The organism is Acidimicrobiia bacterium, assembly GCA_041676705.1.
GTDB lineage: Bacteria > Actinomycetota > Acidimicrobiia > Acidimicrobiales > SKKL01 > Actinomarinicola.
In genome coordinates, this window is record JBAYRL010000002.1 from 315,738 (window position 1) to 326,396 (window position 10,659).

The 10,659-nt window shown below is 55.5% G+C and carries 9 protein-coding genes; 3 read left to right on the top strand and 6 right to left on the bottom strand.

Annotation, left to right across the window (positions count from 1 at the left end; translation table 11 throughout):
• Positions 1-73 precede the first annotated feature (73 nt).
• Positions 74-802 (top strand): YcnI family protein, encoded by a 729-nt coding sequence (locus tag WC184_04950; protein MFA7477226.1) that lies wholly within the window; start codon positions 74-76, stop codon positions 800-802.
• A 33-nt stretch (positions 803-835) separates the two neighbouring features.
• Entirely contained in the window at positions 836-2,599 is a 1,764-nt protein-coding gene (locus WC184_04955) for a copper resistance protein CopC (protein MFA7477227.1), read from the top strand.
• On the opposite strand, the gene WC184_04960 is transcribed toward WC184_04955, so the two are convergent.
• From WC184_04960 to WC184_04975, 4 genes are read right to left on the bottom strand one after another with little or no spacing between them, the layout of a single operon-like run.
• Positions 2,573-3,730 (bottom strand): hypothetical protein, encoded by a 1,158-nt coding sequence (locus WC184_04960; protein ID MFA7477228.1) that lies wholly within the window; start codon positions 3,728-3,730, stop codon positions 2,573-2,575. The two genes, WC184_04955 and WC184_04960, sit on opposite strands and share 27 nt — an antisense overlap.
• On the bottom strand, positions 3,730-4,338 hold the full coding sequence (gene tmk, locus WC184_04965) for a dTMP kinase (GenBank protein MFA7477229.1): 609 nt from the start codon (positions 4,336-4,338) through the stop codon (positions 3,730-3,732). Before tmk ends, WC184_04960 begins: the two co-directional genes overlap by 1 nt.
• A 12-nt stretch (positions 4,339-4,350) precedes the next feature.
• Positions 4,351-7,041 (bottom strand): type I DNA topoisomerase, encoded by a 2,691-nt coding sequence (topA, locus tag WC184_04970; GenBank protein ID MFA7477230.1) that lies wholly within the window; start codon positions 7,039-7,041, stop codon positions 4,351-4,353.
• A gap of 45 nt (positions 7,042-7,086) precedes the next feature.
• Entirely contained in the window at positions 7,087-7,533 is a 447-nt protein-coding gene (locus WC184_04975) for an ATP-binding protein (protein MFA7477231.1), read from the bottom strand.
• Between the two features lie 123 nt (positions 7,534-7,656).
• Here WC184_04975 and WC184_04980 point away from each other — a divergent pair, with 123 nt between their 5' ends.
• Positions 7,657-9,966 carry a DEAD/DEAH box helicase gene (locus WC184_04980; protein MFA7477232.1) on the top strand — a complete coding sequence of 770 codons (2,310 nt, stop codon included), beginning with the start codon at positions 7,657-7,659 and terminating at the stop codon, positions 9,964-9,966.
• On the opposite strand, the gene WC184_04985 is transcribed toward WC184_04980, so the two are convergent.
• On the bottom strand, positions 9,922-10,335 hold the full coding sequence (locus tag WC184_04985) for a TadE/TadG family type IV pilus assembly protein (GenBank protein ID MFA7477233.1): 414 nt from the start codon (positions 10,333-10,335) through the stop codon (positions 9,922-9,924). The genes WC184_04980 and WC184_04985 overlap by 45 nt on opposite strands.
• A gap of 7 nt (positions 10,336-10,342) precedes the next feature.
• Complete coding sequence (locus WC184_04990) at positions 10,343-10,606, bottom strand: DUF4244 domain-containing protein (GenBank protein ID MFA7477234.1); 264 nt, start codon at positions 10,604-10,606, stop codon at positions 10,343-10,345.
• Positions 10,607-10,659: the final 53 nt, after the last annotated feature.

The following is a 10,659-nucleotide window of genomic DNA, read 5'->3' on the forward strand; positions in this document are numbered from 1 at the left end:
TTCAAACAGATGGGAATCATTCCCATTTTTCAAATCCCTACCACCACTGACCCCCGGGAAGAGGTTCATGCTCATGCGCAGTTTTAAACCAATTTTGCGTGCTGCGGTAGCCAGCGGCGCCTTAGGAGCAGCGCTGTTGTTAGGTGTGGCACCAGCCAATGCCCACGTTACTGTTTCACCCGATTCCGCCGCTGCGGAAGGCTATACCGTGCTAACCCTCACCGTACCGCATGGTTGCGGGGGCGAAGCGACCAACGAGATCGAAGTCAAGCTGCCGGAAACCTTCCAATCAGTCACGCCTCAAGCGGTACCAGGCTGGGAAGTTACGCGGACCATGGCTGAGCTCGATGAGCCCTATGAACTGCACGGATCAACGGTCACCGAGTACACCGACACCCTTCGTTGGAGCACCACCTCATCACCTTTGGCCGCCGATGAGTATCTAACTTTTGGAATTAGTGCCAAAATGCCCGCCGAAACTGCGGATCGGGTGTTGATTCCCGTGGTACAACGCTGTGTGGATGGCTCCGAAGAAGCCTGGATTAACACCGACCCGGCTTCCGACCTGCCAGCGCCAGCCATTGCCATTACTGCCTCGGCGGGTGATGCTCACGGAGATAGCCAAGGCGACTCTGCTGCTAGCGATGATCAAGACACGGCGGCTGCGCCCAGTGCACAAGGAACCGCCAGCGCAACCGAAAGCAGCGACAGCAGCAATAACACTTTGGCCATTGTGGCACTAGTTGCTGGCCTGGCAGGCTTGGGGCTAGGCGGCTACTCGCTCGTTGCAAAGAAACGCTAGTTTCGAGGTTTGAAGCTACCTCGGATTAGGTGAATGGCACATACAAAACCGGTATTTCGGATGCTCAAACGCGCTGGAGCTTTATGCCTCTTGCTGTCTGTGGTCTTAGGGGCAGCAGCATCTCCGGCCTCGGCACATGCGGTGTTAATAGATACCGTCCCTGCCGGTGGAGCCCTCCTAAGTGCGGTGCCCAATGAGGTTTCAATCACCTTTAATGAAACTGTCTTGGCCGACGACACTGCCATTGTGGTGGTCGGCCAAGACGGCAAAGCGGTCAACGAACCAGCTGCTGCCAACGGTGCCACCGTTACGGCGCAACTAAAAGGCGACCTGTCGGGCTGGTACGCCGTTTCTTGGCACGTAGTTTCCGCCGATGGCCACCCTATTTCAGGTGCCTACACCTTCCGAGTGGGTGTTGGGCCAAACGCTGTGCCTCAAGGCCTGATCGACCAAGCAAAAGCTGGTTTAACACCCGATGCCAGCGCTCGCTATGGCTGGGCAGCCAGTCAGTTCCTCTCGTCGCTAAGCATCGTTGTACTTGCGGGCACCATATTTATGTTGGCGGTTATCGGCACCAATTCCCTCCGCAACCTCACCATATTGGCCTTGATAGTCGGGGTAATAGCCGCTTTCACTTCAATCTTGGCGGCCGGTTTTAACGGGCCCCAGGTCGCGCCCAACATCGACCTGTTCAATGGTCCAGCATCACCGGTCTATCTTTTCCGTGGCGCAGCAGCGGGTTTAGCCACCTTGCTAATAGCGCTAGGAGCAAGTCGTTCTTTCGAAAATGCCACGCCGAGCAAGGCCCCCACATTGCAGACCGCCACAACTTCGCCGTTGGCTAACGACACTCCAATACCCGGCGAAAGCGAGGGCGACCTCCACAACACCAACGACATCGAAGGAAGCCGCAATAGGCAAGAAGCGCCCGAGCCCATCAACCCCAAGAACGGGGTTCTAGGTTTAGTTGCATTGGCCGTGGCTCTAGTCGGAGTCGGGGTGTCTATTCGTTCGGGCCACGCCTTCTCTAAGGGCGGAATTGCCTATGTAGCAGTCACAATCCACTTAGTTTTTGCTGCCTGCTGGTTAGGTGCCATTCCGGCCTTAGCCCTAAGCATTCGACAAACCAATGAGTCGGCCCGAGTGGCTTTCGCCCGATTTTCACGCCAAGCAGCCGGTCTCGTCGCGGTGGTTTTCGTTTCAGGGGCAGTTGGAACTCTGGCACTTTCAGGTGGCATATCAAACATTGCTCGAACCTGGGGCCTGCTGATGGTGGCCAAGGTTGCACTCGTATTTGTGGCCGTGGTTATTGGTGCGTGGAACCGTTGGAATGTACTCCCGTTTTGGCAGTCGCTCCATAAGTCACAAATTTTGGCACCCACCATTTTGGAAAGCACGGTTCTGGTTTTGGTGGTGGCCCTTAGCATCTCAATCTTGCACAATGGACCACCCAGCCAGGTTGTAATAGACAGCGGACCAGTGACGATCGTAGAGACCATTGACGATCTAAACATTCAAATGGTTATCGACCCTGGCAAACCGGGCACCAACGACCTTCATCTTTATGTCACCGATCTAGAAGGCAAGGCGGTGCCGGTGGAAGACGCCACTATCACCTACTCCTCCCCCGACTTAGGCATCGGCAACATCACCCCAACACTCTCAAATCTAGGGTTCGGCCATTTCTCAGCCCGGGTGAGCGACTTGGGGGTAGCGGGTAAATGGGACGTTAACGTGCTCGTTCGGCCCGATACCTTCAGCCAGGTGGAACTAAACGAAACCGTGGAAATTCGGTAAGCGCCACAACAAGGCCTGTAACAGCAAAGCCTCATTGGGATTTCGAATCAGGGCTTCGCCAGCTTCACGTATTGCCACCAAAGCCTCAATGGCTCCTTGTGCTCGGGTTGGGTTCTCAAGTTGTAGGCGGTACTGCTGCGACAAGGTAGCCAGAAACAAACGGAGCTCGTCGCTGCGGAGACGACGTAACTCTCGGCGTTGACGAGCCTCTAAATCTTTCTTGCCAGTAGCGCTTCGTCCATAGGCCGACTCGGTTTCTGCTAGCTCTTTGGTCTCAGCCTCATGTGCTTCGACCAGCGGTGCGGTGGCGTCATCCAATTGAGCCCGAATCTCGGCGGCTATTTCAGCCGCCGTAGAGCCGGTACCATCCAAACGCTCTGGAATAGCTGACCAGGCTTCTAGGCGTACACCGATTCGAGGATCGCTGACCAACAAGCGTGCACGGCGAAGGTCACCCAGCGACGACTCGGCCGCGGTCTGGGCACGGCTGGCATCAACGCCTTCGACCTGTAATTGGTCAGCAATGATCTCGGCTGGTACCCGACGAAACGGTACCGTCACGCATCGAGAAGCAATTGTCACTAACTCGGGTGTCACTTCATCAGCCAGAACGATAAAAACCACATGTGGCGGTGGTTCTTCAATGGTTTTCAACAGAACTGGGGCCGCATCGCCCACCAGATGAAAGTCCATCAAGACATACACGCTGTAGGCGGCTTCCACGCTGGCCAGGGCCGCCCGTTGCGAAACCCAACGAGCCGAGCCTTCTTCTGGATGATCGGCGTTTCCAACCGGTATCGAGGCACCTTTGCGTTCCACCACCGTGAAATCGGGGTGAGCTTGGCGGCTGACCAACTGTACGTGACGGCGAGCTTTCTCTTCATCCAAAGCAGCTCCGGCGAAAAGAGTGGCGGCGAAAGCTTGTGCTGCTTGGAGACGCCCGCTACCGCTTGGACCCGTAAACAAATAGGCGTGCACCGGTTCCGCGGCGGCACCTCGCAACATCGCCACGGCCTCGCTCTGACCTATCACGTTGTGCCACAACTCATCGGCCAAGGTATGAAAACCTGCCGAGGCACTGGCTGGTGATCCAATCGTTTCGACGGCACTTGGTGGGCCTTGCGATACCACTAGAGGCTTAGCCTTTCGCTCACACCCTGCCAAACTCTAGCTGCCACGTCTTGTGGTGAACCTAAACCAGAAACCCGCAACCAGCGCTCGGGTTCAGCCGAAGCCAGCTGAGCAAAACCCTCTGCGACGCGTTCATGGAACTGAGTGCCAGCCGCCTCTAGACGGTCGGGTTGGCCCATACGAGCCCGTGAAACCTCGGGTGGAACTTCTATCAACACATTAAGGTCGGGCCAAATCTCATCTACTGCGAACGCTGAAAGAGCTCGTACTTGGGCTAGTTCCAAGCCACGTCCAAAGGCTTGGTAAGCAAATGATGAACCGGCAAATCGGTCGGTCACCACGTGACGGCCCAACGCCAAAGCCGGTTTAATTACCTCTGAAATTAACTGGGCCCGCGCCGCCGCAAAAAGCAATGCCTCAGCGCGATCAGACATTTGAACTTGGGCTGGGTCCAACAATATTGCGCGGATCGACTCCCCTAAGCCAGTACCGCCCGGCTCGCGAGTCAACACGGCCTCAAGTCGCGTGGCCAAGAGTGCGGCTTGCGTTGACTTTCCAGCCGCTTCACCGCCTTCAAAGGCAATAAAAACACCTTTGGCGTTTGACATTTTAAGTGAAGATCACTCTTTAGGGGCCTTCGATGACGTCTTCTTAGCGGCTGGTTTCTTAGCAGTCGCCTTCTTGGTAGTCGTCTTCTTGGCAGCAGGCTTCTTCTTTGCGGCCGGCTTCTTCTTAGCCGGTCCAGCTTCACGGCGAATTTGTAGCAGTTCGATCGCCCGCTCATCGGTCAAATCTTCTACCGTGTCGCCTTTGCGAAGAGAGGCGTTGGTTTCACCATCAGTCACATAAGGGCCAAAGCGTCCGTCTTTAACCACCATGGGTTTTCCACTCACCGGGTCGGTGCCAAGCTCACGCAGCGGTCCGGCGGCCGACTGACCGCGTCGACGTTTTGGTTCCGCCAAAATGGCCAAACATTCTTCCAGGGTGATGGTTAAGAGCTGACCTTCGCTTTCCAGGCTGCGGCTATCGCTACCCTTCTTCAGGTAAGGCCCGTAACGGCCATTTTGTACCGTGATCGCCACTCCATCGGCAGGGTCTTCGCCCACCACCCGGGGCAAGCTCAACAACGCAAGGGCGTCTTCCAAAGTGACCGTGTCAAGACGCATGTCTTTAAACAAAGACGCTGTTTTGGGTTTGGTCTTCTTACCCTCTTCAATTTCACCCAGCTGCACATAAGGCCCAAATCGACCTGCTTTGGCAACCACCATCAAACCGGTTTCTGGGTCGACACCGAGCTCACGATCACCTGAGGGCGCCGCCAACATCTCTTCAGCGCGCTCCATGGTTAATTCATCTGGCGCTACTTCATCGGGAATACCTGCGGTGTCTTCACCCCGTTGCAGGTAAGGACCATATCGGCCCACCCGAACGACCACAGTTTCACCGTTAGAGTCGGCGCCTAGGGGAATACTGTTGATTTCGCGAGCATCGATTTCAGCTAGACGATCAGACACCATCTCTCGTAGGCCCGCCGTACTGTTTTCTTCCACCCCGAAGTAGAAACGACCCAACCAGGGCGCAGCATCCATGGAGCCCGCCGCTATATCGTCGAGTTCGCTCTCCATCCGAGCCGTGAATGCGTAATCAACCAAGTTCGGGAAATGCTGTTCCAACAGGTTAACCACAGAAAACGCTGTGAAAGACGGTACCAGAGCTGAACCCTTCTTCCATACATAGCCACGGTCGGTGATGGTGCCCATGATGGTGGCGTAGGTGGAAGGCCGACCGACTCCAAGCTCTTCTAATCGTTTGATCAGCGACGCTTCGCTGTAACGAGCAGGTGGCTTGGTCTCGTGGCCATCGGCATGCAGTTCGGAATTACGAAGCGAATCGCCTTCCGCCAAAGCCGGTAAACGCTTTTCTTGGGCGTCGTCGCTTTCCTCGTCGGTATCTTCAATGTAAATCCGACGGAATCCTTCGTGGGTGATTACGGTACCGCTAGCCGAAAATTCGGTTTCTTGGCCGTCGTTGGTGGCCGCGCCCAGACGAACCACCACTGTTTGACCAACAGCGTCGGTCATCTGCGAAGCAATGGTCCGGTTCCAAATCATTTCATAGATTCGACCCTCGGCCGGGCCAACTAAGCGCGCCACTTCGTTCGGGTCGCGGAAAGAATCACCCGCGGGCCGAATAGCCTCGTGTGCTTCTTGAGCATTCTTTACTTTGCTGGCGTATACCCGTGGGGCGTCGGGTAGAAACTCCTTGCCATAGCGCTTAGTCACCTCGGCTCGCGCCGCCGAGACCGCCGTTTGAGACAGCGTGGTGCTATCGGTTCGCATGTAGGTGATGTAACCCTGTTCGTAGAGGGTTTGGGCGGCACGCATCGCTTGCGCTGAGGACATGCGAAGCTTACGACCGGCTTCTTGTTGCAAGGTTGAGGTCATAAAGGGCGCTGCCGGACGTCGACGATAGGGTCGACTTTCTACTCCCAGCACCGAAAATGCGGCTTCGTTCAGACCTTCAACGAGTCGGTTTGCTTCGTCCTCGCTTATCACCACTACTTCGGCCGTGGCTTCACCTAATGACGAGAAATCGCGGCCTGTGGCTACGCGGCGACCATTGAGGTTCACCAGGGTTGCTTCGAAGCTTAATTTGTCGTCGATGGCATCAGGAAGAGGACTGAACGTGCCTTTTAGGTTCCAATAGGAAGCCGCCACGAAGGCCATGCGCTCCCGTTCACGTTCCACCACGATTCTGGTGGCCACACTTTGCACCCGGCCCGCCGAGAGCGAGGGCATTACTTTCTTCCACAACACCGGCGACACTTCATAACCGTATAAACGGTCGAGCAGTCGACGACCTTCTTGAGCGTCCACCAGTTTGGTGTCGAGTTCTCGAGGGGCTTCAATGGCACGCTTAATGGCATCGGGGGTGATCTCGTTGAACACCATCCGCTTCACCGCGACTTTAGGGTTGAGCACCTCTAATAGGTGCCAAGCAATAGCTTCGCCTTCGCGGTCCTCATCTGTTGCTAAATAGAGTTCGGTGGCGTCTTTGAGCTTTGCTTTCAGCCGTTTGACAACGTCTTTCTTGCCGGGAGGAACAATATATAGCGGCTTAAAATCATTGTCGACGTCGATACCGAGGCGCGCCCAGCTTTCACCCTTGTGGGCGCTAGGCACCTCGTCGGCGTTCTTCGGAAGGTCACGAATATGGCCGACCGAAGAGTCGACGACATAATCGTCACCCAAATAGCCAGCAATGGTGCGTGCTTTAGCGGGAGATTCGACAATAACTAGAGGCTTGCTCACAACGCTAGGTAAGAACTAAATGGGCCCGCCTGTCAACATCGGGCGCTATTCGGGCCCAGAAACAGCGTTCACCGGTCGGCTAACCACAAGCCGTACTGTGGTCCCACTAGGCGACACCGTGAACTCGGTTTCATCAACCAGGACCCTCATAAGAGGAATGCCCAAACCTCGCTCATAACTAAGTCGATTCGGTGATGTAGCGTCGGGGGCCGGGTCGGTTTCTCCCAGGTCGAAGCCACTGCCTTGGTCGATTATCTCCACTTCGATGCGATCTTCACCCAAGTCACTTTTAATAACCACCCGTTCGTTCACACCCGAAATTCGGTGGGCTTCAATGGCGTTGGTGCACGCTTCCGAAACTGCGATTCGAAGATCTTCGATCCGCTCATCAGAAAAAGTGGGTTCAATTGTGGCCGCCCCGGTTATCACCAGCCGCGCTAAAGACAGAAATTCTGGTTTCGCTGGAATCTCGAGTTCGACACTTCTGCTCATAAAGGCGCTGTATCTGGAGTTGGCGGGCGTGTGGGCAGGTGGTTCGTATGGTACCTTACCGCGGCCCAGCTAGTTGATTGTGCCCGACTAAAGCCGAAGCTCGGCTCTAAGCTTAATAGTCGAATGAGTGTTTCAGTTGAGAGCTTTTTAGATTCATGGCTGCCGCGGCTGTCTAGCTCTGGAAACACTATTTACACTCATCTTGAAGCGGCCAGACCCAGCCGCCTAGCGACCCTGAAATCACCATTACCCAGCCAAATTGCTCACCTGGTGCCCGAAAGTGGCCTGTGGTCGCACCAAGTGGAAGCAATCGAAGCCATTGCGGGTGGAGCGAACGTGGCCATCGCCACCGGAACCGCCTCGGGAAAGTCGCTTTGTTATCAGCTGCCAATTGCTTGGGAAATTGCAGGGGATGGTCTACCGGCGACAGCTCTGGCCTTGTTTCCCACCAAAGCACTTAGCCACGATCAGCTGCGGGCACTGCGCACCTTAGAAGTACCGTCATTGGTAGCAGCTACCTACGATGGCGATTCAACCATGGTTGAACGGCGCTGGGTTCAACGCCACGCCAACGTCGTCTTAACCAACCCCGACATGTTAAATCGGGGTATTTTGCCGTACCACAAACGCTGGGCCACCTTCTTCAAACGCTTGCGGTTTGTGGTGATAGACGAGCTGCATGTGCTGCGGGGAACTTTCGGCACCCACACCGCACACTTATTGCGACGCTTGCGGCGAATCTGTGAACTCTATGGTGGCAACCCCACTTTTATTTTCACCTCGGCCACTCTGGCTGGGGTGAGTGAACACGCCGAAGCCCTGTGCGGATTACCGGTTCTCACCGTGGAGGATGACGGTTCACCCCGCGGTGAACGCACCACAGTATTGTTGGATACGTCGGGGGCGGAACCGAACGGAACCATCAGGAGCCCGGGGTTTTATAACACTGCTTCTTTGGTGGCCGAGTTGGTGTCGGCCGGACTCAAAACTGTTGCTTTTAGTCGTAGTCGGGTGGGCACCGAAGTACTGGCTCAACAAACGCGACGACTGCTAAACGCCGACCTGCAGGAACTGGTGGGCACCTATCGAGGCGGCTATTTGCCGAGCGAAAGACGTGAGATTGAGGCTCGGCTGGAAGAGGGGTCTTTACGTGGGGTAGTAGCAACCTCAGCCCTTGAGCTAGGTGTCGACATTGCCGGACTAGATGCCTGTGTGGTGGATGGATTTCCCGGCACCGTGGCTTCTCTTCGCCAACAAATCGGTCGGGCTGGACGCCACGCTCAAAGCTCGCTGGCGATAATTGTTGCTGGCAATGATCAACTTGATCGGTGGTTCACTAGTCATCCATCCGAGCTCTTCGAACGGCCAGCCGAGCGGGTTGTTATTAACCCTGGCAATCTCACCATTGCTAATTCCCACATCGGCGCCGCGGCTTTTGAACATCCGCTGCGCTGGGAAGACGAATATTTTTGGGGTGACACGCTTGAAGCCAGCGTGCACCAGTTAACCATGGCGGGAAACCTACGGGTTCAACGAACACCCACTGACGAACATGCTCTCGGTACGCCCCAGGCTCGCTGGAGTGGCCGCCATTTCCCGGCCCGAGATATTTCCATGCGTTCAACGTCTAACGCTGAGATACGCATCGTTTCCGAAGAAGGGACATTGGTAGGCACAGTCGAAGAATCGGCGGCCCCACGTTCGGTGCATGATGGTGCCATTTACATACACCAGGGCCAAACCTACCGGGTGATTGAACTTGATTTAGAGAATCGTCTAGCCACGGTAAGAGCGGACATTGGTGACACCTACACGCAACCTCGTTCGGTTAGTGATGTGGCCATAGTTAAAGTTGACCAGAGCCAATGTTTGGGCCAAGTAAAGCTTTCTTTAGGCGATGTGAGAGTTCGTTCACAGGTAGTTGGCTACACCCGCAAAGACACAGCCAGCCATTTGCAGCTGTCTCATGAGCCTCTTGAATTGCCCGAATCGGTGCTTGAGACCCGAGGGTTTTGGTATGAAATCCCAACGGCTCTGCTGAGCGAATGTGGCCTTGATGCTGGCGCAGTTCCGGGAACATTGCACGCGTTGGAACACGCCGCCATCTCTTTGCTGCCGCTATTCACCGTGTGTGATCGTTCTGATGTGGGAGGGCTGTCGACCCCGCTACATGGAGACACCATGGCCCCCACCATTGTTATTTATGATGGTTATGCCGGTGGCGCTGGAGTTTCAGAGTTGGGCTATGAGATTGCGCACCAACACTTGCCCGCCACTTTGGAGCTGTTGGAAAACTGTTCTTGCGTCGATGGTTGTCCTTCGTGTGTGCAATCGCCCAAGTGTGGCAATGGCAACGCCCCGCTGGAAAAAGGCGGGGCGATTGCACTGTTACGGGCGATTGTGCTCGATTTGCATGGTGGCCGAAGCACTTAACTCACGGTCTTTGACCAAAGCACCAATTATTGGTAAATCGGCAGCGAATTGGTAGCGCACCTTTACCACCACTCGATCACCTTGGATGACAGAGTCGACTTTGGTGCGCTCGACCTCAAGGGGTGTGCCACCCCACACCGCGACTTCCGCGGCACCCGAGCGAGCATCGACAGCTGCGGCACGAGCACCTTCACGCGCTGCATGCACAACCAAGAGCTGAGAGTGAACCACCAGCCCAACCTGGATAAGCGCCAGAAACATTAGGCACACAATTGGCAAGACTAAGGCCAGCTCAACCGCTGCCTGACCTCGATCGTTACAGGGGTTTTTACCCTTTGGTGTTTGACGCCACCAGCCTTGGCTCGGCATTAGACCCTCAGCTGAAGCGGGACAGAACTGAATCGAGCACCGTGTCGAGTAGCTTGCCGATCTTGTTGGTCTTTGATGTCCAGGCCACTAGCAATAAAGCAACACCGGCAGCACCCAGAATTACCAGCGCGTATTCGGCTGTACTTTGACCGCGGTCATTACGTTCTAGCCGACCAAGAGTGACCATGGCCGCGCTTTGCATTGCTACCAGTGCCCTTAAGCCAAGCCCGTATTTTGTGGTGGTGGATGAATTGACTGTCTGAAACGACATTTTGTTACCTCCAAGGAGGCCAGTTATGGGGGAAGCGCAAAGCTATGGGTGTG